At 40.4% G+C, this 25,999-nt stretch carries 18 protein-coding genes; 11 read left to right on the plus strand and 7 right to left on the minus strand.

The window, feature by feature from the left end:
- The first annotated feature begins 151 nt into the window (after positions 1–151).
- Entirely contained in the window at positions 152–562 is a 411-nt protein-coding gene (locus KZC02_RS29375) for a RidA family protein (RefSeq protein WP_221391920.1), read from the plus strand.
- Between the two features lie 50 nt (positions 563–612).
- Here KZC02_RS29375 and KZC02_RS29380 read toward each other — a convergent pair whose 3' ends face one another.
- Positions 613–1,482: an oxidoreductase gene (locus tag KZC02_RS29380; protein WP_221391921.1), complete on the minus strand. Its 870-nt coding sequence runs from the start codon at positions 1,480–1,482 to the stop codon at positions 613–615.
- A gap of 213 nt (positions 1,483–1,695) precedes the next feature.
- On the opposite strand from KZC02_RS29380, the gene KZC02_RS29385 reads away from it, so the two are divergent.
- On the plus strand, positions 1,696–3,537 hold the full coding sequence (locus KZC02_RS29385) for an alkaline phosphatase (RefSeq protein ID WP_221391922.1): 1,842 nt from the start codon (positions 1,696–1,698) through the stop codon (positions 3,535–3,537).
- A 31-nt stretch (positions 3,538–3,568) separates the two neighbouring features.
- Here the strand turns inward: KZC02_RS29385 and KZC02_RS29390 are convergent, their stop codons facing one another.
- On the minus strand, positions 3,569–4,513 hold the full coding sequence (locus tag KZC02_RS29390; protein ID WP_221391923.1) for a cation diffusion facilitator family transporter: 945 nt from the start codon (positions 4,511–4,513) through the stop codon (positions 3,569–3,571).
- Positions 4,514–4,672: 159 nt separating this feature from the next.
- Between KZC02_RS29390 and KZC02_RS29395 the strand changes: the two genes are divergently transcribed.
- From KZC02_RS29395 to KZC02_RS29405, 3 genes are all read left to right on the plus strand, one after another.
- Positions 4,673–4,975 carry a hypothetical protein gene (locus KZC02_RS29395; protein ID WP_221391924.1) on the plus strand — a complete coding sequence of 101 codons (303 nt, stop codon included), beginning with the start codon at positions 4,673–4,675 and terminating at the stop codon, positions 4,973–4,975.
- A gap of 127 nt (positions 4,976–5,102) precedes the next feature.
- Positions 5,103–5,423, plus strand: a complete 321-nt coding sequence (locus KZC02_RS29400) for a hypothetical protein (RefSeq protein WP_221391925.1) — start codon at positions 5,103–5,105, stop codon at positions 5,421–5,423.
- Between the two features lie 89 nt (positions 5,424–5,512).
- Entirely contained in the window at positions 5,513–6,289 is a 777-nt protein-coding gene (locus KZC02_RS29405) for an AraC family transcriptional regulator (RefSeq protein ID WP_221391926.1), read from the plus strand.
- A 31-nt stretch (positions 6,290–6,320) separates the two neighbouring features.
- Here KZC02_RS29405 and KZC02_RS29410 read toward each other — a convergent pair whose 3' ends face one another.
- Positions 6,321–7,436: an endonuclease/exonuclease/phosphatase family protein gene (locus tag KZC02_RS29410; RefSeq protein WP_221391927.1), complete on the minus strand. Its 1,116-nt coding sequence runs from the start codon at positions 7,434–7,436 to the stop codon at positions 6,321–6,323.
- Between the two features lie 261 nt (positions 7,437–7,697).
- Here KZC02_RS29410 and KZC02_RS29415 point away from each other — a divergent pair, with 261 nt between their 5' ends.
- The 4 genes from KZC02_RS29415 to KZC02_RS29430 all read left to right on the plus strand — a co-directional run bounded on the left by KZC02_RS29415 (position 7,698) and on the right by KZC02_RS29430 (position 13,506).
- Complete coding sequence (locus KZC02_RS29415; protein ID WP_221391928.1) at positions 7,698–8,009, plus strand: glycerophosphodiester phosphodiesterase family protein; 312 nt, start codon at positions 7,698–7,700, stop codon at positions 8,007–8,009.
- A 20-nt stretch (positions 8,010–8,029) separates the two neighbouring features.
- Positions 8,030–8,488, plus strand: a complete 459-nt coding sequence (locus KZC02_RS29420; protein WP_221391929.1) for a hypothetical protein — start codon at positions 8,030–8,032, stop codon at positions 8,486–8,488.
- A gap of 144 nt (positions 8,489–8,632) precedes the next feature.
- Positions 8,633–11,869, plus strand: coding sequence for a SusC/RagA family TonB-linked outer membrane protein (locus KZC02_RS29425; RefSeq protein WP_221391930.1), 3,237 nt, complete (start codon positions 8,633–8,635; stop codon positions 11,867–11,869).
- 41 nt (positions 11,870–11,910) lie between these two features.
- Entirely contained in the window at positions 11,911–13,506 is a 1,596-nt protein-coding gene (locus KZC02_RS29430) for a SusD/RagB family nutrient-binding outer membrane lipoprotein (RefSeq protein ID WP_221391931.1), read from the plus strand.
- A gap of 76 nt (positions 13,507–13,582) precedes the next feature.
- On the opposite strand, the gene KZC02_RS29435 is transcribed toward KZC02_RS29430, so the two are convergent.
- The 4 genes from KZC02_RS29435 to KZC02_RS29450 form a co-directional block, all read right to left on the minus strand.
- Positions 13,583–14,974 (minus strand): DUF4932 domain-containing protein, encoded by a 1,392-nt coding sequence (locus KZC02_RS29435; RefSeq protein WP_229253886.1) that lies wholly within the window; start codon positions 14,972–14,974, stop codon positions 13,583–13,585.
- A 145-nt stretch (positions 14,975–15,119) separates the two neighbouring features.
- The gene (locus KZC02_RS29440; protein WP_221391932.1) at positions 15,120–17,528 is read right to left on the minus strand and encodes a TonB-dependent receptor domain-containing protein; all 2,409 of its coding nucleotides are present in this window, start codon (positions 17,526–17,528) and stop codon (positions 15,120–15,122) included.
- A gap of 210 nt (positions 17,529–17,738) precedes the next feature.
- Complete coding sequence (locus KZC02_RS29445; protein WP_221391933.1) at positions 17,739–20,159, minus strand: TonB-dependent receptor; 2,421 nt, start codon at positions 20,157–20,159, stop codon at positions 17,739–17,741.
- Positions 20,160–20,326: 167 nt separating this feature from the next.
- Positions 20,327–21,304, minus strand: a complete 978-nt coding sequence (locus KZC02_RS29450) for a GntR family transcriptional regulator (RefSeq protein WP_221391934.1) — start codon at positions 21,302–21,304, stop codon at positions 20,327–20,329.
- Between the two features lie 110 nt (positions 21,305–21,414).
- On the opposite strand from KZC02_RS29450, the gene KZC02_RS29455 reads away from it, so the two are divergent.
- Together KZC02_RS29455 and KZC02_RS29460 are read left to right on the plus strand one after the other, a co-directional pair.
- On the plus strand, positions 21,415–21,720 hold the full coding sequence (locus tag KZC02_RS29455) for a hypothetical protein (RefSeq protein ID WP_221391935.1): 306 nt from the start codon (positions 21,415–21,417) through the stop codon (positions 21,718–21,720).
- Between the two features lie 20 nt (positions 21,721–21,740).
- On the plus strand, positions 21,741–25,898 hold the full coding sequence (locus KZC02_RS29460) for a beta-L-arabinofuranosidase domain-containing protein (RefSeq protein ID WP_229254426.1): 4,158 nt from the start codon (positions 21,741–21,743) through the stop codon (positions 25,896–25,898).
- Positions 25,899–25,999 lie beyond the last annotated feature (101 nt).

Genomic DNA, 25,999 nt, shown 5'->3' on the forward strand with positions numbered 1-25,999 from the left:
GGCATATTAGTATCTCATTCTGATTTTCAGATATATCATTGATTAAATTGACTTTTAGAAGTCATGTGTTTATTTTTAATAAATGATGCTTAATAGTATCTGCTTATTTATTACCGGTTCTTATATTCCAACAATCATAAAAATATAGGATATGAGCTCAGACATAACTTTTTTAAATCCGGACGAATTATTGAAAAATCCTGCTTTTTCTCAAATAGCCATAACAAAGGGAAATGGCAGTACCATTTATATTGGCGGGCAAAATGCAATAACAAAGGATCTGGAAATAATCGGAAGGGGTGACATAGCGTTACAAACAGAATATATTCTAAAAAATATTGAAATAGGTTTAAATGCCTGCGATGCAAATTTGGCGGATCTGTTCAAACTGACAATCTATATTGTGCAGGGGCAGGATGTTCGAAAGGGATTTGAAGGTGCTCAGAGCTTTTTAAAGAAATTAAGTAATCCACCCGTTATAACCGGTATTGTTGTGGCCGGTTTGGCAAATCCGGATTACCTTGTCGAAATTGAAGCTGTTGCGTTCCGGAAAGATAAATAAATTCATAACAGATGTTATCACGAATTATATCGTAACATAAACGTTAAATTCTATTCTGCTTCCTGAAATTTTGCTTCGACATCGTCGTGATCAGTCCCGGTAATGGTATCCAGCCAATCTGTAATTTCCATTTCAAAAGCAGTTGTCTTTGCCCGGAACCGGTCGAGGGTATCTTTTCCTAATGGTAAATGCACAGGTGGATTTTCAGAATTTCCCAGTGCGATGAAAGCCTGCGCAAGTTTTTCAGGATCACCCGGTTGTTTATTATTTGCTTTTGCAGCAAATTCACGCATGGCACCAACTGTTTCAGCATAATCAGAAATGATTTGTTTGCTGCTAATCAGGGAAGATTCGTCCAGGAAATTAGTGCGGAAAAACCCTGGTGCAACTACTGTGGCCTTGATACCCAGCGGCGCAACTTCCATAGCCAAAGCCTCTGTAATTCCTTCAATAGCGAATTTGGTTGATCCGTAAAGTCCCCAACCCATATAAGCGCCCAGGCCACCAACAGAGGAAATATTGATAATATGCCCGGCTCGTTTTTCTCTCATAAAGGGAAGCACAGCCCTGATTACGTTAAGCGCACCAAAAACATTAACTTCATAATTTTGTTTGACTTCTTCATTGGTTGCTTCCTCGACACCGGAAAGTAAACCGTAACCAGCATTGTTGATCAATATATTAATCTGGCCAAATTGATCGACTGCCTGTTGAACGGCAGCCTTCACCTGCTGCTCATTGGTGACGTCCATTGTTACAACTAACAGATTAGGGTCGTTATTAAGCTGAGCACTTAATTCTGGTCCTTTGCTGCGAACGGTTCCAACCACTTTATCTCCGGATGCAAGTACAGCTTTTGTGATTTCTAATCCGAAGCCTCTTGAAGCTCCTGTGATGAACCATGTTTTTTGCGTTTTCATATTGTTAATCTTTTAAATTGTTTGATGAAACAAAATTGGTAACAATCGCAGGCTGGAACTATATCAAAAACAAAGCATTGATTATGAATTTCAAAGATTTTGCCATGAGCTTAAATTTATTTTTGGCCAAATGATGAAGATAAGTTAATCTCTGATTCTTCCTTAATTGATAATTTAGCCGGAATTTTGTTGTTGCCATTTACCAAAAACCGTATGACTTTGAGACCCCTGTTTACTTTTGTTTTATTATTTCTTTCTGTTTCATTTTCGAGCTTTGCCCAAAGCTCCCGAACCTACACCACAGCTCAGGCACATTCACATAACGATTATGAGCAGAAATTTCCATTCTGGTCGGCTTACAACCAGCAATTCGGTTCGATTGAGGCAGACGTATTTTTGAAGAATGATACGCTTTTTGTAGCCCATAATGCAGCTGACATGCGTTCGGACAGGACTCTAACTACGCTATATCTTAATCCTTTATTTGCCGGAATCAGTAAAAACAATGGTGCTGTATATCCCACAAGAACTGACACTTTGCAGTTACTTATTGATTTAAAAACCAATGCAAAAGAAACAATACCTGTGCTGGTTAAGGAACTTGAAAAATTTAATAAGATTCTGGCACCAAACGGTCCGGTTAAAATTGTTTTGAGTGGAAATACGCCACCACCGGCAGAATTTGAAAAATACCCTGAATATATCTATTTCGACGGCCGGCCTGAAACCGAATATACCACATATCAGTTGGCCAGAATTGGGCTTATCAGCCAGTCATTTGGAAATTACAGTGCATGGAATGGTAAAGGTGTTTTAACAAAAAATGACAAGCTTAATATTGAAAAAGTTGTTAAACAAGTACATTCCCAAGGCAAAAAACTCCGTTTGTGGGCGACGCCTGACTATATTAATTCCTGGAAAATGTTCATGAATTTGGATATTGACTATCTTAATACGGACAAAGTTGATGAATTAGGTATTTATCTGCGTAACAGGCCCGGTTCCGAATACACTGAAACAAAGCCACATACCTTATACAAACCAACTTACAGAAATAATGACAGCCGTACGGAAGTCCGGAATATTATTCTGCTGATAGGTGACGGAATGGGGCTTGCCCAAATATATTCAGGAATTACTGCAAATCGGGGAGAGCTTAATCTTACAAAAGTTTTAAACATTGGTTTTTCTAAAACAAATGCTTCTGACAGCTATATAACGGATTCAGCAGCTGGCGCGACAGCCATGGCAACGGGTAAAAAAACAAGAAACCGGGCTATTGGAGTAGACAGTAATTTTACTGCAATTCCCAATTTACCGGACAGGATCAAACCACTTGGAATTAAAACCGGGTTGATATCCGCAGGGAATATTCTGGATGCCACGCCGGCCGCATTTTTTGCCCATCAGCCTTACCGGGATTACGAAAAACAAATCGCTCATGATTTTCTGCAGTCATCCGTTGAAATTCTAATTGGTGGTGGCTCCAAAATATTTAATGCAGAAAAAATAGCAGATTCACTGCTTTTGAAAGGAATACAGTACTCAAATAATTGGACAGATCTTTCTGGCATGAAAACACCATTTGTGCTTTTGAATGATGAAAAAACCGTATCAATCCAAAAGGGGCGCGGAGATTTTTTAACCGAATCGTTTGCAAAAACGAGTAAATCGTTGTCACAAAATAAAAAAGGTTTTTTTATCATGGCCGAGGGTGCCAAAATCGACTACGGCGGGCATGCCAACAACGTGGCTTATGTGGTTACAGAAATGCTGGATTTTGACCAACTTGTAGGTGAGGCCATGAAATTTGCAGATTTAAATGGAAACACATTGGTAATTGTAACAGCCGATCATGAAACGGGCGGACTGACTTTGTTGGACGGAGATATGAAAAAGGGTTATGTGGACGGTCATTTCAGTATAAATGACCATACAGCAGTCATGGTTCCTGTATTTGCTTACGGGCCTCATTCACTTGATTTTAGGGGAGTATATGAAAACACGGAGATTTACGAAAAAATCCTGAAACTGTTTAAAAAGTATAATAAGTAACTGAGAAAGAAATAAATTTTTTCTTTCCGGCTTATATCATCCATTTTCTTTCCGTAGTAAATGAAATGGTCAGCCACATTTTGTAATCTCCTTTGATCTGGTCATACAATTCCTGGCGGATTTTATCGTGATCCGATACTTTCATTTCAGATAATGATTTAGGAAGTAAAAAGTCGATTTCTATAGTATAGCTGCTGCCCGTTTTGGCAACACGAACACGGTTATCCAGAAAATGATAGTATACAGATATTTTTTCCGTTGCTTCGTGAATCATGTCTTCTACCTCATCGTCCGGAGCAAATTGTAATAATTCTCTTACATTCTTCCAAAAAGTACGGGCTGGAATCCGGAGGAATAAGACGGATATTATTAGAACTATAAATGGATCAAGGTATGGTATCAGATATTCAATAGTTGAATTTTTTAGAAAATACCCAAGCGATAAACCGGCTAATACCCCGAAACTAAGGAACGCATCTAACTGCCATTCCGTGGATTCAATCCGGATATATTCTGATCTGAGTTTTTGTGCTTTATCCTTAAAATACAGCCATAATAAAAAACATCCTACAATTGAAAATATCAGATAGGGCATGGCGATACCCAGCTCAACTGTTTTACCACCATTAAGAATATCCATGACGGATGTGGCAAGGGAATACAGGCACAAAAATATGATGACAGAAGATTGCACGGTCATCGCAAAAGGCTCAAACTGGGAGCGGCCAAATGGCAGGTTATCATCATCAGGCTTTCGGATAAAATTATTTACTAGCAATGATACACCCGAAAGGCTGATGCCCACCATGGAAAAAAGTGCATCAAAAATAATGGATTTTGAGTCACCCAGAATTCCAACAATGATAGCCCAAATTGTAAAAACAGAACCGGTCGCAATGGAAAGTTTTATGAGTTTTCTTTCCTGAATTCTTTTTTGCCTTGGATTAAGTGCTGGAGAGGCAGATAATGGTAACATTTTAGTTTTTATTTCAAAACAACAAAATCTTTCATATAGTTGTATCAATAAGATTTTACAGGTGGCTGATAATCAGTCTAATATTATCAAATTGTTAACCGCTAGAACTGCATTTGTTATTCTGTTATTTTTGTTAAAGAACCAGACCAGGGAACAGGTATGATCTATGAAAAAACATTTTTGCAGATTGATGAAAGCTTAGTCAGGATCATAATTACCGGACATATCGCACCAGGTGGCTCATGGATGAGGACAGAAATGGAGGTGCTTGTTGAAAATCCTGATGACAAATGTTTTTATCCTCCTGTTACAGCAGGCCATTTTGCATACGCCAAATTGAAAATGCTGAACAAGGAACAGGCCGGACAATTACAGATTTTTTACAGCGGGATTACTGTCGGACAAATTAATCAGGCGCTTGCCGAATTTGAACAGATCAGGAAATCTTCTGTCATTTATTGAAGTACACCGCCAATACAGAATGATATTTTACCTATCTGTTATCTCTGAATTAACTTATAGTTAAGTGGGTTTTTATGTGCTTACCATTCAATAAATTTGTTTGGTAAACCAGTTACATGAAATAAGAATGAGACACGAGAAAGCATTTGTTTTGCCAACAGGACGGTTGGTGAAGGTTATTATCACAAGTTATTTAGCTGAGGATCTGTCGAAAGTGAGCGTTGAAATTGAAGTGTTCATTAAGGACGAAAGAGATGAACACTTTCGTGTGCCAATTGGCACTGCACATCCCAGATACTGGAAACTTAAAAGACTGGACTCAGAGCAGGCAAGGGTAATGCAAATCCGGTATAGCGGACTGACGCAACGCCAGCTGAGACGTGCCTTAAAAGAATTTGAACAAATGCCTGCCCCTGTAAAAACCTGTGATGTTGCTGACTTTTGCTAAGATCGGCTGCTGGAAAATCCAATCGGAAATCCTGCTGCCATTTAAATAGAACCCCGGCCAAACTGTTTGATGGTAATCAGAAATACACGATGAAAAAAATTGAGGATTACAAAAAATCTGCCTTGTTTTTTGAAGGTTGCATTTCATTTATTACAGAAGTCTCTCCCGACACGGATTACTATCATCATTGCTATAAACTGGTCATTAACCTGGGCCAAAGTTTCGGTTGTCTGATTGATGGGCAGACGCTGGATGGTTTACAGGGATTAATCATCAACCAGGCCACTCCGCATACTTTATTTTCACCAAATGCAAAATTGCTTGTCAGTTATATTGAAATTGACAGTTTTCGTGGCTGGCAGCTGCGTGGTTTGTTAAATGGACAAGCTTTTGTGAACATGAACTGTCTTTTATCGCCAATTCAACTGGAACATGCGATTCCTTCCAACTATAATGAGTTGCCCGATGGAATATTGGGTGGTTTTGTAAAGGTGCTGATGGAATCTGTTTTTATTATGCCGCCTCCGGACAGTTTTATCGTTAACCAATCCGTACAGCTAGCGTTGCAGTTTATTGAATCAAATCTTGATAATTCCCTTGAAGCAGAAGATATTGCGTGCGCCATTAATATGTCATCCGAGCATTTTCGCTATCTGTTCGTTCAGCAAATGAGCATACCTTTTGCCCATTATGTAAAATGGAAACGAATCAGGAAATCAATTGCTGAGGCACTTTCCAATGATAACACACAGGTTTTATCTTATTCTGATTTTATCTTAAATCATCTCGATTCCGACCGCGTCTTCAAAAAGGTTTTTGGAATGAGCCGAAGCGCCTTATTGAGAAAAAGCCGTCTTTTGATATAATATGTTTTGACCTAAATGCATTGTGATATATTTAACGCAACTCGCACCATAACAGGTGATGATCGCTTGCTGCATGTATTGGCTTTTTGAGTTCATGATAAACCTCCCATCTAACCGGACGGCTCCCGGGCCAGGCACCCTTCCGAAATAATCCCGATGCAGTAACCCTGCCATACAATGCAGGAGACAATAAAATATAATCAATTTTATCCGAATCATTTCCAAGGCCAAAAGTACCGTTACCCGGAAATGTGCCTGTGTCAAAACTCGGATGAGTAGAAACGTCCTGCAGGTCAGTGCCCAGTAAAAGTTTTTGTATTGGCATGCTGTCCGGTGTATCATTCAGGTCTCCCAGTACTGCCACATTTGGAAAACCATCCGATATCAGCCTGTTATAAATTTCCGCAGTTCTTATTGCCTGATTCTGCCTCATGTTTTGTGCAGCCGGATCATTACCGCCAAATTTACTTTTGAAATGATTGGGCAATATCCATATATCCTCACCCTCGGGAGTACGCACACAATATTCCGGGCAATCCCGGCTATATACAGGCAGGCCTTCTGAGTCTGGGTCATTGATATGGCTTCTCATCAGACCTATATCAAAGCCATTTTTAGTCATAAGTCCAACATCGATGCCCCGTTCATCATTCCCATCTATAAGCATCACATTACGGTAAGGTTTGCCGTCAATTTGGGTCAATACATAATCACTGAATTGTTTTAATGCAATACGGTTTTCGGCTTCAACAACTGCCAGAATATCTGCATTAACATCTCTGAGCACCCTCCCAGTATTCATTACAGCTACTTCATTGACAGGCGCCATTTTTAATTCTGCCCAACCAACCCAGTCAGCACGGCCATTCGCAACGATTTCATAATCATTGCCACTTAGCGGTCTTTTTATAAGTTTACCTCTGATTTTCCTGAGCAATATGTAAGTGGCATTATTAGTTTTAAGCAGCCCGGTCTCCTCCATGATTTCTAATATCCGCAGCTTGTCCGAAGTTTCGTAAACCGGTTTTTGGAATAACTCATTCAGTTTTGCCTGAAGTTTAATGACCCGGCGTGCTTCAGGTGTGTCATCGTTAAATGCCTTGGCACGGTCAAAAAGATTTTCAACATTATAGGATGCAATTTTCATATGCAATTCAGAAATTAATACGCATTGATTATATAAAATTAATCTGTGAATCAATCTGTTATATTTCCGGTGAGTAAGAATAACAAAAAATTAATATTGTCCAGCCAATTCGTTAATCGTATGCATGCACCTTTCTTTCGGGATCAGTTCATATTAATAAATTGTAAAAATTGATGTTTTACCAAAAACCAGTAGCTGAAATTCGATCTTTGTAATTAATTTAATGAACCACTTTCAAGTATTTTATACAATTTTCAAATCATGAAATTCCAAAACATTTTATTTATCTGCCTGATATTGTTTTGTTCGTCAACAGTGGTTTTTAGTCAGTCTGTTAATCCTGATTTTAAACTGATCGCGCACCGGGGTGGGGTAGTGGATAGTGCATCTGCTGAAAATAGCCTGTCAGCACTTCGCCGGGCTGTGGAAAGTGGATATTATATGGTTGAAATAGATTTAAGAGTCACTAAAGACAATGTGCTGGTGACTCATCATGACCGTAACCTGATACGTGATTTTGGGGTGGATGCCAATGTCTCCTCCGTGAACTGGAAAGAGATAAAAAGACTATAGGAAAAAAGGGCAATAAAGTATTGAAATTGGAAGATGTACTGCAATACAGTCAGGGAAAAATTCAGATTATGCTGGATAATAAAATAAGTGGAAATGACACAGTCCTTTTTAACAGTGTCATAAAAATGCTTAAAAAATATGATTTGTTTGAAAATGCTTTGATGATTGGTACGGATGAATCCACTGAATTTTTTACAGGAAAGATAAAGCTGAGCTGTACCCGCAAACAGTTGGAAGAGAATATGCTTAAACCTGGGTTTAAAGCAGAGAACTATTACCTTTTTTCAGGCAATATTTCAAAAGAGGATGCTGAATGGGCAAAACAGCAAAAAATATTAACCGTAGGTGTTATTAATACCTGGGATTTGAAATCAGCTGATCCTCGCCGAAGTGCGGCCGAACTTGCGGATAAAATTAAATCAGCCGGAATAAGCTATGTTCAGATTGATTCGGAATATGAGAAATATTTCAGACAGTAATAAGAAGTAATTATATATTGGTACAGATAACTTTCGAAACTTCAAGTAACTTAAAACAGAGTTTACATATACTTAACAATTCGCAAATATTGAGGTAATACTGTTAGTCTAGTTTTGCATTTTATAAATGTAAACAGCTAACAAATGATTCTTCACTCTACGACTTTTAAAACAGTCATTTTAAGTATCCTGCTGCTCTGTACCATTCAGGTTATGGGCCAGACCAGCGTAAAAGGCAAAGTGACCGACCAGCAAACCGGCGAAGTAATACCGGGCGCCAGTATCATTGTAAAAGGGACCAATTCAGGAACCGGAACCAACGCCGAAGGAATTTACGAACTGAACGTTCCTGATTCAAAATCTATTTTAATTTTCTCATTCGTAGGATTTTCTACCCAGGAAATTGCGCTGAACGGCCGTTCACAGCTGGATGTAGTTCTGAGCACCGATCTTAAACAGCTAAATGAGGTAGTTGTTACCGCATTAGGTATCAAAAAAGATGTTCGCCGGATTGGGGTGGCCATTCAGACAGTAGACGGAGCTTCAACTATAAAAGCCAGGGAACCAAATGCTATCAATGCACTGGCCGGAAAAGTAGCTGGACTAACCATCGGTGCACAGCCGGAACTCCTGAGAAAACCAAATATCATGTTGAGGGGTAACTCAGATGTACTTTTTGTAGTGGATGGTGTGCCTGTAAACTCTGATACATGGAATGTAAGCCCGGACGACATTGATACTTACTCCGTTCTGAAAGGTGCGAGTGCATCTGCCTTATACGGTTTCAGGGGTAAAAATGGTGCCATTCTGATCACTACGAAAAGAGGTACCAAAGACAAACGTGGGTTTTCAGTTGATGTGAATTCTTCCACTATGGTCGATAAAGGATTTTATTCCATCCCAAAAGTACAGGACGAATATGGCCCTGGTGATCACGGCCGGTATGCGTTTGTAAATGGTGCAGGTGGCGGGTTAAATGACGGCGACTATGATGGTGGCTGGGGACCGAGATTTGAAGGCCAGCTGATTACACAATATGACAGTCCGGTAGATCCAATTACGGGTGTTCGTTCCGGTACACCATGGATCAATCGCGGAAAAGACAATCTTAAGCGTTTTCTGAAACCAGGTATTTTGTCAACCAATAACGTATCCGTTTCTTCATCGGGCGACAAATACAATCTTCGTTTTTCGGCATCTAATACTTTCCAGAAAGGGATAGTACCAAATACCAAGCTGAACATTACCAATTTTAATGTAACGGGAGATTTTAAATTTTCTGAAAAGCTTAGTTTTACGTCTAACCTGCAATACAACAGACAATATTCACCCAATATTCCTGACGTTAATTACGGACCTAACTCGATCATTTACAACATGGTATTCTGGGCCGGTGCTGACTGGAATGTAGACGATATGCGTAATTACTGGCAGCCTGGAAAGGAAGGTACACAGCAGATCTACGCGGAATATCAGCGTTACAATAACCCTTATTTCATGAGTTATGAATGGCTTCGTGGCCATCAGAAAACAGACATTATCGGTCAGGCGGCGATGACATACAAAATCAATGATTTTCTGGAAGCATCATTAAGGACACAAATCACAACGTGGAATCTTTTCAGGAATGAAAAAATGCCGTATTCTGCCACTTCTTATGGCCGTGAAGAACGAAGAGGTGATTATCGTGAAGACCGCCGTAACCTGTTCGAGAACAATACTGATGTCTTGATTAAATTTGATAAAGACCTTTTTGAGGGCTTTAACTCTAAAATATGGGCAGGTGGTAATATCCGCAGTTTTGAATACAGTTCACAATATGGTTCTACGGATTATCTGAACGTACCTGGCCTTTACAATTTCAATAACTCTTACAGGCCGGTTAAAACTTCCAATTTCAATTCTGCCATGCGTGTGAACTCAGCTTATTATTCAGCGGATTTTACATATAAAGATTATTTTACTTTATCCACTACCGGCCGTGTTGACAAGCTCTCCACTTTGAAAGCTGGAAATAATACCTTTTTCTATCCATCCGTTGCAGGTTCTACGGTTTTGTCTGACTTTTTGCCAATACCTGAAATTGTGTCCTTTCTTAAATTGCGTGCATCTTATGCCAATGTGAAAGACGGTTTGACCAAGTCAACTATTGGTACTACACCTGCATTGGGTGATGGCAATCCATTGGGATATGGAGATCAGTATTATTCACCTTATGATGGTCCAACTTACCAGAATGCAGCCGTGTATTCCACACCGTTTGCTTACAATAATACACCAGCTGCTTATTTTACCAATACCATAAATAATCCGGATCTGATACCAAGTACGACATCTCAAACGGAACTTGGATTGGATATACGCGTATTGAAAAACAGGATCGGTCTGGATATGACCTATTTTATTTCTCATGATGGCCCAAGGATATTTGCGCTTCCTGTAACCACGACTACGGGATATGAAAATTACCTGGTAAATGGTATCAAGACAAAGAAAACAGGTTTTGAGCTTGCGTTAACGGGTTCAATACTAAAAAATCCGAGTGGCCTAAACTGGGATATAATAGCGAATTATTCAACATTTAAGGAAGTTTATACAGAGCTTTACCCGGGTGTAAATGCTTTAAATACATTTTATAAAGTAGGGGACAGGCTGGATAAATTTTATGGCCGTGCATTTGCAAGAACCGCAGACGGACAGATCATCAATGATGTTTCAGGAAGTCCGATTTATTCACCTGTCAGCCAGTACCTGGGCAATGTAAATCCTAAGTTTGTTTTTGGGATCAACAACAAATTCTCTTACAAAAATATAAATCTGAGTTTCCAATTTGACGGACGTATCGGTGGTGTAATTTCGAATTATGTTCAGAAACAGACTTTCCGTGGCGGAAGAAACGCAAAGCTGGCTCAAGGAGCGCTTGGTGAGGCCCGTTATCAGGATTGGCTTGGATTTAAAAACGGTGAAACCGACAATAAAAATTATCTGGGAGAAGGTGTCCAGATCAGCAATGGTAAAGCACCTAATTTTGATATCGACGGTAAGATCACAAATCTTTCTGAATTGCATTTTGCCCCTAATACTACCAAACAATATGTTCAGGACTGGGTGAGCCGTTATTACAATACCGAAGAAGGAAATCTTATGAGCCGTTCTTTTGCCATGCTGCGCGAAGTCGTGATCGGCTATACAATCCCTTCCAAATGGCTTGTTCAGAGTAAATTCATCCGTAATGCTTCTGTTTCACTGGTTGGAAGAAACCTGTTGTATTTTGCTGAAAGTAAAGACATTGATCTGAACCAGTATACCTCTGGTAATGAATCAGGACCGCAAACGCCTTCCATGCGCCGTTATGGTGTGAATGTGAGCCTTTCTTTTTAATGAAAAACAGCAACAGAAATTTAAAATTTAACATCGAAATCATGCATCGTCATAAAATATTTTTTATACTGTTAACCCTGTCTTCCCTGTTTTTTACAGGATGTGACCGGAGTTTTGAAGAACTGGAAAAAGATCCGAACCGTGCCATTACCGCACCTGCATCGCTTATTTTGCAAGGAATTGAATGGGATATGTACAACAATACAGGAAGGCCATTCAGCTCCGAAATGCGCTGGAACCAGTTTTATGCTATTAACTACAATTACTACGGAAACAACGAGTACCAGTGGTCAGCTTTTCAAAACCATTATTCCACACTTAAAAATGTGGTGCAGATGGAAATCGAACATAAAAAGACAGGTGCTGCGGATGTAAATGGTTATTCAGCATTAGGTAAATTTTTCCGCGCGTTTTTTATGGATCAGATGTCTGCAAGAGCGGGTGATCTGCCTATGACAGACGCATTACAGGGCCGCGAAAACCTTAATCCAAAATACGATACCCAAAAACAGATCTACGTGCAAATTCTTCAGTTACTGGATGGCGCAAATAGTGACATTACATCCCTGATTGCTAAGGGAGAAACAACTGTGGAAGGTGATTTCTACTTTACTGGGAAACTGGCAAACTGGCAAAAAGTGATTAATGCATTCAGGCTCAGAATGCTGATTCGTTTAAGCAAAAAAGAAGCGGATGCGGATCTGAATATCAAAGCACAATTTGCAGAAATACTGAATAATCCTGCAAAATACCCATTGCCGGCGGCCATGACAGATAATTTGCAGTTTGTATCCAACAATTATAATAAGTATCCTTCCAATCCGGACAATTTTGGATTTGATGCAACACGCCAGAACATGGCAGCTACTTATGTCGGACTGCTTACAGAACGTAAAGATCCGCGTGTGATGATCACAACGGAGCCAGCCGGTGCCCAGTTAAAAGCAGGAAAACTACCTTTGGATTATACAGCTTTCGTTGGAGCAAGTTCAGGAGAAGGATTGGGGGATATGGCGGCAAAAGCGGGTATTGACAATGGTGCAGGGTTTGCTCCGGGTGCCTACTCATTTCAAAGCCGCTCCCGTTACTACACGACTTACACGGGGGAAAATGTGTTTATTGTGGGTTATCCGGAATTATGCTTCAATATTGCTGAGGGATTAAACCGCGGCTGGGCAACCGGAAATGCAGACCAGTGGTATCAGAAAGGGATCAGAGCTTCCATGGGATTTTACGGGATCAAAGACGGGGCAAATACGATGCAATATTCCCGAACAGGAGGTAAAGAAGCAAGTGACTTTACGAGTTATACGGTTGATTTTACTTATGACGCTTATCTGGCTCAGCCTCTTATCAAATACAGTGGAAATAATACTGCCGGTTTAGAGCAGATTGTTACGCAAAAGTATCTTGCCTTTTTCATGAACTCGGGTATGGAAGCATATTTTAACTACCGCCGTACCGGTTTTCCTAAGTTTATGGTTGGAGTAGGAACAGGGAACGGGACACGTATTGCACTTCGCTGGCAATATCCGGTTTCTGAAAGAACCACAAATGCCGATAATTATAAGGCTTCGATAGACAGTCAGTTTGGCGGTAAAGATGATATAAATGATGTTATCTGGCTGAACAAATAGTTATGTAATCACCTTAGTGAATTTGCAGGATTGCCCGGGTAGATTTGCCCGGGCAATTTTTTTATAATTAACTTGTTCAAAAACCTTGTTTGGATGCCCAGTCAATTATAGGAGGGTACAAATCAGCAACAGTTTGACCAGGCTGTCGGTTTTTATATAAGCTTAATAATTCCTGGTTAAATTCCCGGAATTTTTGAAAACCACGTAGACCGGCCATATTTTTTTCAACACGCATATTAAGTATGGCAAAAGTCTTTTCATCAAAAATTTCTGAATAATATAATGTTACTAGTCCATAGTTCATATATTCTTCAAAACATACCAGCGCATTATTATACCCGGCAGAAGGTTTACCAACAGAGATCCATTCAGGCAGGTTTTTAAAAGCTTCCGCAATAGCCTTACTGTGTTTTTCAGCCTCAGGATTGAGGAAAGCATGATTAATTTCTGTAAATGTGATCATCATTCGCTGGCCTTTCAGAACATTGGCAGTCAACTTCTTATCCTCCTCATCTACAAATGGAAAGTTGACATGTGCCTGTGCTTCGGTAAAACCATTATCATTGAAAAAGGCAGCAGATTGATTCCATCCGACCAATGGAGAAAAAACCACCTTAAGTGCAGAATACTTTGTAGCTGGAAATTGTTTCCCAAGCCAGCTTTTCATTCCCTTTATATTGATATTATTAGTGTAATCTTTTTTTAGACCGGAATAGTAATTTACATTGTTTTTGTAAAAAGCCTGGAATCCTGACCTTTCTGCAAATTTTTCAAGTAACGGTAAGTAAAATTCTAATTCATTTTTTTCACCTGAACCAATGCGGTCATACACACCTGCATTTATTATTTTATTGCCTGAAAAAATATATGCGTAGCTATCCATTTTTAAATGGAGATAATAAAATCCAGGCTCAAAATTCAGCAGGGAATCTATTGCCCGTACCGCAGCATCTTTTTTATATGAAGTATAATGATCCATGACCGACTTATAGTAGCCGGTGTTTTTATATATGGCACCTGTATTACCGTACCCGGTTAACGCAATAATAATATTGACCAGCTCGTATACTTCGGGAATCTCAATAATGGTTTTACCTTCATTCTCCGCCTTGTATTTATCACTGAAACTCGCTGGCCTCACTAACTTCTGGGTAGTAAAACTACATGTTACAGTGTCACCTTTGGATTCACGCACGATTTGAAAAACAGCATATTTCTTAGGCCTGAGAATCACCGATATAGAATCTGAATTTGACGTCAGCTTAAATACAGATGAATCGTTTTGAACAACGAAGCTGTAATCGAAATGGCTCCCTAGTTTATTTACACCGTTAAACGCATTTTTTTGGCCATCCAGATACATAATTAAACTATCAGAAGAAGTGTGCAGAATAGGGATTGATCTATTCTGTGCCAGAACAACTAATCCATTTAAACAGATAAACAGGCATGTAAAGATCAGTTTCATCAAATTTGTGATAGAATGAGAAATCTAATATTACTAAAAATAAACCGAATAATACAAGTGGATTACTCAGACTAGAAATTCCATTATACCATTCAAATATTGAAAAAATGATTTTTAGTTAATCTGAAAATGTCGGTTTTTAATTTTAATTATTCCCTTCACCACCTTTTTTGTCATCATTGCTGATCTTCTTTTTCTCACGTTGTTTACCAGCCATTTTTCCGAAGTCATATTTAAGATTTATCCGCCATCCTCTGCGATACATGGCCACGTCCTGGGTTTGGACAAAATTAGCTCCAACAAAATCATTACGCCATTTAATGGTCTGGTTAAAAGGATTATCATAACCGAAACCAATAGTTCCTTTCTTTTTAAGTACTTCTTTCTGGAACACAATATTATAGAAACCAAAGCCACCGTATTTTCCCTGTAAATTGACCCGAGGTGAGTTGTAAAATCCGAATAACTGGGCTTTGAATCCTTTTCCAAAATCAATGGTAGAATTTAGGTTGAGGCGGTACATCCAGTCTGCATTCCTGGTTTTAAGCTCTGCACTTTCCAGTACACTGTAAAACAGGTTCAAAGAACCATTCACCGACCACTGTTTGGTGATTTTCGTATTGGCACTCAGGTTGACACCATAAGCCGAATTCTCGGCTACATTCTGAAAGATCTGCTTCATGACACCACTGCTGTCCACGCTGTTAATTCCCTCGATGGCGTTGTTGGTCTTACGTAGAAAAAATGAGGCATTATAACTCGTTTGTTTGATAGAAACGCTGTAATTCGCTTCAATTGAATGTGTTAATTCTGGTTTGAGATAAGGGTTTCCTCCATATTGATTTTTAGAATCTGATTGATTTACATACGGATTCAGATAATAGAACTGTGGCCGCTGAATACGCTGGGAATAACTGAAACGTACCTGCTGTTCTTTTTTCAGGCTGCGCGACAAACTCAGACTTGGAATAATATTTCCATAATTATTGGAAAATGGTGACGTTCCATTCAGGAAATTAGCCTGTATGAAGGTGTGCTCATATCGGGCACCCAGGTTAATTCCCCATTTCTTTTTAGGCGTTCTGCTGTAAACTGCATAGGCAGAGGTAACCTGCTGTGCATAATCGAAAATATTTGCCAGATCAGGCATATCCCTGAAATCTGTGGAACCGTCTGACGCACTTGATATACGATAGTCGCTCAATATTTTCCGGAATATGGTTTTGGAGCCAAGTTCGAACTTACTGATACTGTCAATCGGATTGGTAAAATCAAGCTGTATTGTTCCCTCCTTATTATTGCTGATGTTGTAGCTTTTCTCCCGATAGTAAACCGAATTGTCGCGATTCATTAAATCCGACCAATAATCGCTGTCTTCTTCCTCAAAAGAATACATCATCAGCAGAGTTAGCTCTTTTTGCGGTTTTTTAAACAAACGGGTATAGTCAAAGTTAATCGTAGAACCGGCCCAGTCATAGGTCCGTTTCATGTCTCTCCTGAAATATTGTCTGACATTCCCAAACTGGCTTTCTTCAAAAGTGATATCAAATCCATTCGTATTGATACCATTATAATAGTTCCAGCCTGCCCCGATACGGTTCAGCGAATCGATATCCCAATCCACGTTCAGTGTGCCATAAAAATTTTTGCCCCGTCCATTGATCCATTGAACCTGGTTTTGGTTGGTAACCGTATCTGCATTTGTGAAAGAACGTAACAATTGCATATTCCGCTTGTTTTTCCAATTGCTGAAACCACCGTTTGCTGCAATGCTGATACCATTCATACGGTGATTGATACTTGCATTCGGCCAGTTATTCCATTGTCCGAAATTCGGGCTGACCGAGCCGTTGGTTCCATTAACAGAATTCTTCTTGGTAATAATATTAATAATCCCGGCAGTGCCCTCCGCATCGTATTTCGCAGAAGGAGAGGTAATTACTTCCACCTGTTTGATAATGTCAGCAGGAATTTGCTTTAACGCATCCGAAACACTTCGCGCAACAATGCTAGATGGTTTATTATTAATCAGCACCTTAATGTTCGAACTTCCGCGAAGCTGTACATTGCCTTCAATATCAACTGCGATAGACGGTATTTTCTTAAGAACATCCGTCGCGTCCCCGCCTTTTATACTAATATCTTTTTCTGCGTTATAAACCATCCGGTCTGCCTTCTCTTCAAACAAAGACTTTTGTTCGGTTACGGTTACTTCATTCAGTTTCTGAACGGCAGGTGTGAGTTTGATAATTCCTATTTCAAAATCCTCATTTTCAGTCGCATTTATATTTTCAACTGTTTTGGTAACATAACCCATCAAAGTAACCTGAACTGCATATTTATCCGGCCGGACCTTGTTGAATACAAATCTTCCTTTTGTATCGGAGTTGGCCCCCTCAACAATTTTTCCGTTTTTCATCAGTGCGACAGTGGCGAACTCAACAGGTTTGCTGGCCGTGGAATCCATTAACAATCCCGAAATCTTGATGTGCTGCGCCGATAATAAACCGGCACTTGCTGCAAACGCGGTCATGATGAGTAGTAGTATTTTCATGATATGGCTAGATAGATTATTCTTATCATGCAGGTTTACGACTGCCTGATGTCCTAATATCGCAATGACAAAATTTTGGCGCGAATGTTGCATAGCGGGGATAATTTCCCGTTGCGAACGAAATAAAAAAATGCATGAAAACAAAAAGGCCGGAAGAAAAAATCTCCCGGCCCTGACTCGTGAATTGCTTAGTGCTTGAAATTCAAAAACTTAGAAGTTATATGTGATATTCGCCAATAAGGCCCGTGGTGTTTGAGGCGCAATGGTAGACCATCCTTTATAATATTCTTTGTTAAAAGCATTATTTATTTTAACCCCGATCCGATAGTTTTCGCCCTGAAAAAACAGGGATCCGTTGGCTACGGTATATGCAGGTAACAGAAACTCGCCGGTTGATGCGTAGTTGATCGCAAAACGTTCGCTGGCGCCGTTGCATCCCAAACCGAGCCCAAAACCTTCTAATTTTCCACCGGGTACTTCATAGTTTGCCCAGAAATTGTAAAGAGTTTTGGAACCTGCTTCAAGGGGCCGTTTGTTCAGTACTTCCAGATTGTCCGTTTTGGTAAGCTTGCTGTTATTATTGCTGTACCCGGCTCTAATATTTAAGCCTTTTACCGGATTTGCATTCAATTCAAGCTCAAACCCTTTGCTGTATACCTCACCTCCCTGGATTTTATTGAAAGGTGAAGAAGGATCGGTCATGACCTGGTCTTTTACCTTAATATCATAATAACTTATCGTTGCATTCAGCTTATTTTTAATGATGTTGGTTTTGATACCAAATTCAAGCTGGTTTGCTTGTTCAGGCCTGAATGTTTTAATCGTTTGCGGGCCGTCTTCCGGATTTCCAACAAGAGAAGGTGCCACGTTAGTAAACCCATTCTGATAGTTAGCAAAAAGGGAAACTTTGTCAGGTACCGGCTGGTACAAGATCCCGAATTTTGGGGACAATGTGGTCTGGTTATAGTCGTCCTCCGACGTGGTTACACTTCCAACATTGTCAAAATGATCCAGGCGAAGCCCAACCATTAAGGATAAATTATTCGTCAAATTCAGCACGTCCGAAGCATAAGCGCTGTAAATATTGTATTTCGATTTGGCATTTGAAACTGCCTGCGTTGCCAGTACAGCATCAACTCCGGCTGTGGAAAGCGGATATGCTGTAGTTTCGACAGCAGGTGTAAAAGGATTGTCGCCGCTGGTACCACCCTGAGGTGTTACATTTCCATAAAATGCATAACCGGTACCGTTACTTGTTGAAATGGCTGAAAAATAATCGAGACCAATAACTACCCGGTTTCTCAATGTACCTACTTTGAAATCACCAATAAAATTCTGCTGGATATCGGAAGTGCCGGTGTATTCATTTTGTTTGTTCAAAAAACGGGAAAACGTATCGTTCTCTAAAATACCGTAGTCATACAAATAAGTATAATAGCCTTTGGTAGATGTTGCACTTTTTGAGATCAGCGTTTGTGACTGCCACGCATCAGACAATTTGTAATCCATTTCAACCCTGTAATTTTGTGTTGGGTTCTGCAGGGTTAAGTCATTGCTTGTAAAAGAAAGTTTGTAGTTGTATCCTAAATCTTTGATGTTTTTAGAATGCTGGGGTGCGCTTCTGTTCAGGAACAGGAACATCGGATTGGTTTGTTCAGCCTGTGTGATCTCTCCGTAAAAAGAGAACGACAGGTTATTATTCACTTTGTATGAAAGTGAAGGTGCTACGAAAAATGATTTTCTTAAACCTGCATCCTGAAAACTTCTTTCGGTCGAGTAAGATGTATTTAACCTGAAATATAAATTCTTTTCCTTACTTAATGCAGTATTGAAATCACCCGTGATCTGGTTCAAACCAAAAGAGCCGGTCGTAAATGAAAGCTCTCCGCCTGTCCCTGCAAAAGGTTTTTTGGTCACCACATTAATCAGTCCGCCGTATGAACTCACCGCATTTCCAAATAATGTTGCCGAAGGTCCTTTCAATACTTCAATGCGTTCGATGTTGGCTGCATTGATGGTACCGTTGGTGAGCCCGGGTAAGCCATTTACAAGTTTTGGCTGAACAGAAAATCCGCGTAGTGAGAAATATCCGGCACCATCTCCACCTCTTCCGGTGGAAGTCCAGAGATTGTCGACGCCGGTTGCATTTTTAAGCGCATCATCAAAATTCGTTACAATCTGGGTCTGTAATAAATAATTGGTAATGGTGCTGTAAACCTGCGTATTTTCAAAATCTTTTAAAGGCAATTTGGAAACATAGGCAGTTTTGTTTCGGGAAAATTTGTTGTCCCTTTCTCCTTCAATGATTACTTCGCGTAATATTTCATCACCCTCGTATAAGGTGATCGTTTTAACATCCACCTCGTTTTGAGAAATTGTAAACGGTAATTCTTTCGTTTTAAAACCAACAGAGGAAATTGACAAAGTGTAACTGCCATCGTTGATATTGGATATTTCGAAGAATCCGGCATCGTTGGTCTGGGCTCCTGTATTGGTGTTTTTGATTAGAATATTTACACCTGCCAGGCTATTTTTCGCATTGTCCATTACCAGCCCTTTCAGTTTGCCTGTTTGAGCAAAAGAAAAGCAGGATAGAAGCATGCACGTTGAGATAATTAAAATTCGTTTCATTTATTTTATTTAGACTTATTACAATTTAGTTTCAGGTGCAAATGTATTCTCCACAAATTACACCTGCAAGCAATTTGTAATATTTCGTTAATTATAAATTAATAAACAGGGTAGTGTTTTTAAAGGTTGTTAGCATTTTATCCTGCGGAAATAAATCCTATCTGACCTTACAGCGACCTGCGAATATTGAGTTGCCAAGGATTTTCAATCGTACAAATAGCTTTGGTGCCGATGAGTTCGGCCATAGTTTTTCCCATAAGCCTGAAATCGGTGGAAAGTGTGGTAATGCCTCCTGCCAAAACTTCTTTTAAAGGTGTGTCGTTGTATGAAATAATGCCAAAATCAGTTCCCGGAGATAGTTTTTGAATGGCGGCTTGTTTGATGAGGCCGGCCAGGTCTTCGTCTTTTACGACTATAAAAAGCTCCCCAATTGCGATTTCCCGGCCTGCTGTATCTGCTATATAATCATGTCCGATATTTTGTTCCAGGCAAAATGCTTTCAAACCGTCATACCTTTCTTCAGGTTCTTTTTCTTCTTTTTGCACCATCAAAATCCGTTTGTATTTACGGATCAGCTCTTTTCCTGATACGAGCGCCTCATAAGTATTTTTCTCAAAATCCTGAAATACAGCTGAGTACCTACCTTTCAGTTCGAAGTGAAAATGATCCAATAGAAAGACACGGCCTGAAAGTGATTCAAGTAACGGGCCGATTCCCTGAAACTTGCCGGACATAATGACATAATCCGTGTATTTCCCGTTAGCGTCATTTATCAGCGTTTCAAAAACTTTTCTGTTGTAGTTATGAAAATACAGATCAACGGTCGCGACATCCCGCATCGAGTCCATGAATGATTTGAAAAGCACTTCTTTAAACCCATTGAATTCGTTAAAGAGTAGAAATATATGATGCCCTGCCTCTATTTTAGTGCTTGTTATAAAATAGCCTACACCGTGGTTGGAAGCAATAATACCTTTTTTGATCAATGCCTGTAGACCAGCAAATACGGTGTCACGTGACAAATTGTAAATATTTCTGAATTCATTGATAGACGGAATGCGGCCACCCAGCAAATACTCTTCGGAACGAATGCGATCGGTTACGTGATTGATAATCAGGTTATATTTTGAATTATTTCTTTTCATTTTAATAGAAATGTGGTGTCTCGCCTGCTGGTACGGCAAAAATAAATAAAACCAGACCAGTTCGTACCAGTTATAAAAGGTTTTTATATTTGGGAATCTCAGATTATAATATGAAAAAGAACAGGTTATTTATCGGCGTTTTGATACTTATATCCTTATCTGCACAAGCGCAGATGAGTGGTAAAAAGCAGCTGTCCCAGGTTCATCGAACCAGTATCAATGATCCCTTCTGGAGCCCGAAATTTGAGCTTTGGCAGAGGACTATAGCTAACGACGTTCTGGACAAATTTGAAGGAAAACATTTAAAATCTTCGGTAGAGCAGAAGAAAAATAATGTTTTTGAAAACTTTGATAAGATTGCCGCTGGAAAAAAGGCGGTGGCGGGCACGCAGGTTTACCATGGTTTGACGGCCTGATTTATGAAAGTATCCGTGGCATTGGCGACCTCTTAAAACAACATCCTGACCCGGCTTTGCAGGCCAGGCTGGACGGTTACATTGACCGCATTTATGCAGCCCAGCAAGCAGATCCGAGCGGCTATCTCAACACCTATACTGATTTGATGGAGCCGGATCACCATTGGGGTGACAATGGCGGTTTCCTGCGTTGGCAACACGATGTTTATAATGCAGGAATGCTGATTGAAGCTGGTGTACACTACTACAATGCTACTGGTAAAACCAGGCTCCTGGAAGCTGCAACACGGTATGCCAATTACATGTCTGGCCTGATGGGTGCCCCGCCGAAACGTAATATTGTACCAGCACATTCCGGCCCGGAAGAAGCAATGGTGAAACTTTACTGGCTGTACAGGGAAAATCCGGATCTTAAGAAAAAGCTGGGCGTGCCAGTGAACGAGCAGGCTTATTTTAATCTGGCAAAATTCTGGATCGAAAACCGCGGACACCATGCAGGTTATCCGCTTTGGTTTACCTGGGGAAATGATAAGTCGGAGCAATGGATTAAAGATCAGAAATATAGGGAAGGCGCTGTAACGGCAAGCACACGTCCGGCGTGGGGTGATTATGCGCAGGATTCTATTCCAGTTTTTCAGCAAAAAACGATTGAAGGCCATGCCGTTCGCGCAACTTTACTAGCCACTGGTATTACCGCTGCGGCTCTGGAAAATCACGAACCAGCTTACATGATGACTGCGGACAGGCTTTGGGATAATATGGCGGGTCGGAGGATGTTTGTCACCGGCGGTGTTGGTGCGATCCACAATGACGAAAAATTTGGTGCGGATTACTTCCTGCCTACGAATGCATATCTCGAAACCTGCGCGGCCGTGGGTGCCGGGTTTTTTAGCCAGCGCATGAACGAGCTGACTGCGGACGGAAAATATATGGATGAGTTTGAACGTGTATTGTATAATAATGTCCTGACTGGGGTTTCGCTTTCCGGAACCCAATATACTTACCAAAATCCGCTGAATGCCCATGACCATGCGCGCTGGGAATGGCATTCCTGTCCGTGCTGCCCGCCCATGTTCCTGAAAATGGTTTCTGCATTGCCCGACTATATTTACGCTTCTGCTGATAACAGCCTATATGTGAACATGTTCATTGGAAGTAATGCCGACGTTGAGCTGGCGGGTAAGCATGTTGCGGTTGCACAGGAAACAGGTTATCCCTGGAACGGGAAAATCAGTTTAAAAATAAATCCTGATAAGTCCGCTTTATTCGTGGTGCATATCCGTATTCCGGGCTGGGCGCGTGGTATTGAAAACCCTTACGGCCTATACTTATCGGATTTAAAGGAACCTTTTACCATTCGTGTAAACGGAGCAATTCAAAATGTTACCATAGAAAATGGCTATGCCGCGATCAGCCGTACCTGGAAAAAAGGGGATAGGATAAAAGTGGAATTGCCAATGAAGCCGCGCATCATTACTGCCAACGAAAATGTGAAAGATTTGAAAAACATGATTGCCTTGGCTTCTGGTCCGGTAATTTACAGTTTAGAAGGAACAGACAATGCAAATCCTGACCATATTCAACTCAATAAGAATGTAACACTTGGTTTAGAATTTCGGAAGGATTTGCTGAATGGCATCAATGTGATTACAGGTACGTCAAAGCAAAATGGGAGAGAAGTTGGTTTTACGGCGATTCCGTATTATGCAGTTGGAAACCGTGAGAAGAAAGGGTACAAAGTCTGGATCCAAAAAACCGCCCAAATTAAGGTCAACACTGGTAAAGTTCAAAACAGGATCAGCCCGCTGATTTACGGATCAAATATCGAAGATGTGAACCACGAAATTTATGGTGGCTTTTACGATCAGCGGATTTTCGGGGAAAGTTTCGAAGAACCGGCAACCGGTGTGGATTTCAGCAAATGGAGAAGATACACAGGCTTTTGGACGGCAAAAAATGGTGTAGTGACCGTCATTCCGGGCAGAAATACAACCAGTGATGTTTTTATGGGAGGAATTCATTCGCTTGGCGTGGAACCCGATCACAGTGCCAAATTGGTTTACGAGCCAAAAGAATATTCAAACGGTACTTTTCAGACTGAAATGCGTTTTACAGGAAAAGGAGAAAGCGGAGCATTTTTATTACGTGTGACAAATGAAGGTGTAGGAACCGACGTTTTTGATGGTTATGAAATCAGTTTGAGCAGGGATGGAAAAAAAGTAGCGCTAGGTAAACACATGCAAAACTTTAAGCTGCTCAAAGAAGAAGCAGTTAATTTTAATCCCGATTCCTGGAATGTGATAAAAGTTAAGCTTTCAGGACCGGAAATTACAGTTGCTCTGAATGGGAAAAACGTGCTTTCATATAAAGATGAAAATGTGCCTTTGCTAAAAGGAAAGATCGGTTTGCGTACATGGAAGTCGGGATTGGAATTTCGTAATCTTTTTGCTGAGGATAACGGAAATCCAGATTCGCTGACATTAAATTTGTCTGAAAATGAGCATATTAGTTATAACTGGGATGTCATTCATGAAAAAGAAGTCAACGCAACTTTTAACGTGGACAGCACAACATCTTACAATGGAAAGTATTCACAGGTAATCAATTTTACTAACGGAACCGGCAGAGCAGGAATCACAAACAGAGGACTTAACCGATGGGGGATTGCAATACGCGGAAAACAGGTTTTTCAGGGCAGGTTATATTTGAAAGCTCAAAAATTAAAAGGTACTGTATATGTGGCATTGGAAAATGCAGACGGTAGTAAAACTTACGCCGTTGAAAAAATTAATGGCATTAGCGGCTCCTGGAAGAAATTTTCATTCAACCTGACATCAAACACAACAGACAAAAATGCAAGGCTTTCGATATACATTAATTCAAAAGGCAAACTTTGGGTTGACCAGGTTGTGTTGATGGGCGCCGGTGAAGATCAGTTCAAAGGCCTCCCGATCCGGGCCGACATTGGTAACATGCTGGTGAAGCAGGGGGTTACTTTCCTTCGTTATGCGGGTACAATGGTAAATTCTCCCGAATACCGTTTCAAGAATATGATCGGCGACCCGGATAAGCGTCCGCCTTACCGCGGTCATTGGAACCGGTACAGTACCAATGGATTTGGAATTGAAGAGTTCCTGCAATTTTGCGAAGCAACATCCATTACACCCTGCTTCACGATCAATATTTATGAAACACCTCAGGATATGGCTGATATGGTGGAATACCTGAATGGCGATGTTGTAATGAAGTGGGGTGCCATTCGGTCAAAAAATGGCCATCCGAAACCTTATGGTGTTAAATACATTGAAATTGGTAATGAAGAAGTACTTTTCAATGGTGATAAAAAGGAAGCATACGAGGAATATGTGGCACGTTTTAATTTGCTTTTTGACGCAATGAAACAAAAAGACAGTACACTTAAAATCATCCATTCTGCGTGGTGGCGACCGGCTTCTTCCAACATGGAATACGTTTTCAAGCAACTGAATGGAAAGGCTGATTATTGGGATTTGCACGTAGGAGGGGACGATCCGAAAGCAGGCCTTGAAACGGACAAACAAATAACCGGAATGCTACGACTAATGAAACAATGGGATCCGGAAACGAAAATGAAAATCGCGGTTTTTGAGGAAAACGGAAGTAAACATGGTATGCAACGAGCACTCGGCCATGCAACGAATCTCAACGCTATCAGAAGGCACGGCGAAAATGTACTGACTTCCAGTCCGGCCAATGCTTTACAACCTTATTTGCAAAACGACAACGACTGGGATCAGGGGCAGATATTTTTTACTCCGGATCAGGTTTGGGGTATGCCGCCATTTTATTCCCAGAAAATGCAGGCAGAAAATCATTTACCGTTACTGGTTGAAAGCCAGGTTGAGGGCAATCTGGACGTAACCGCGGCACGTAGTGAGAATGGGAAAATCCTGATATTACATGTGGTCAATACCGGGACGGATCCTGTTAATACGGACTTAGATTTAAGCGGATTTGAAGGTAGTAAACCAGAAGTAGAAATTTCCATGCTTGCGGGTGATCTGACTGCACGAAATACACCCGGCCAACCGGAACAATACCAGCCGCTAATCTCTAAAGTATTGCATGAAGGGAATGAAAACGGAATGTCTTACGATTTTCCTGCACAATCTTACACCATTATGAAATTCAGCAGATGAAATTTTGAAGCTATTTACAATTCGTGGATCTGTTGTGGCAGGATGAGTGTGGTAAACTAATTTTCAGAGCCGCAAAGGTGAGATACGGCTCTGAAACTAAT

This window comes from Dyadobacter sp. NIV53 (genome assembly GCF_019711195.1).
Lineage (GTDB): Bacteria > Bacteroidota > Bacteroidia > Cytophagales > Spirosomataceae > Dyadobacter.